This is a genomic window from Bacillus sp. GMa5/1 (genome assembly GCF_050172015.1).
Classification (GTDB): Bacteria; Bacillota; Bacilli; order Bacillales; family Bacillaceae_G; genus Bacillus_A; species Bacillus_A cereus.
The window spans coordinates 1-350 of record NZ_JBNLYC010000447.1 but is presented as its reverse complement, the minus strand read 5'-3'; the positions used below and the strand labels follow the sequence as shown (position 1 = coordinate 350).

Sequence of the window (350 nt, the reverse complement as noted above, 5' to 3'; positions counted from 1 at the left end):
AAAATTAAAAAATATGAGCTACACTGTTATCTAGTTTTCAAAGAACATACCATTTGCTATTTAAAATAGCTTTTTGGTGGAGCCTAGCGGGATCGAACCGCTGACCTCCTGCGTGCAAGGCAGGCGCTCTCCCAGCTGAGCTAAGGCCCCAAAATGTATGGTGGGCCTAAATGGACTCGAACCATCGACCTCACGCTTATCAGGCGTGCGCTCTAACCAGCTGAGCTATAGGCCCATACAAATTGCAGGATTTATTTATATCATATCCTCATTTAAGAGTCAACACTGAATTGAACTCTCAAAACTAAACGAAAACGAAACACGGAAACTTATATTGATAAGCAGCGCTT

General features: G+C 42.6%; 2 tRNA genes. Both read right to left on the bottom strand.

Annotation, left to right across the window (positions count from 1 at the left end):
* Positions 1-74: 74 nt before the first annotated feature.
* A tRNA-Ala gene (locus ACQGSG_RS29375) sits at positions 75-150 on the bottom strand.
* 8 nt (positions 151-158) lie between these two features.
* Positions 159-235, bottom strand: a tRNA-Ile gene (locus ACQGSG_RS29370).
* Between the last annotated feature and the right edge of the window lie 115 nt (positions 236-350).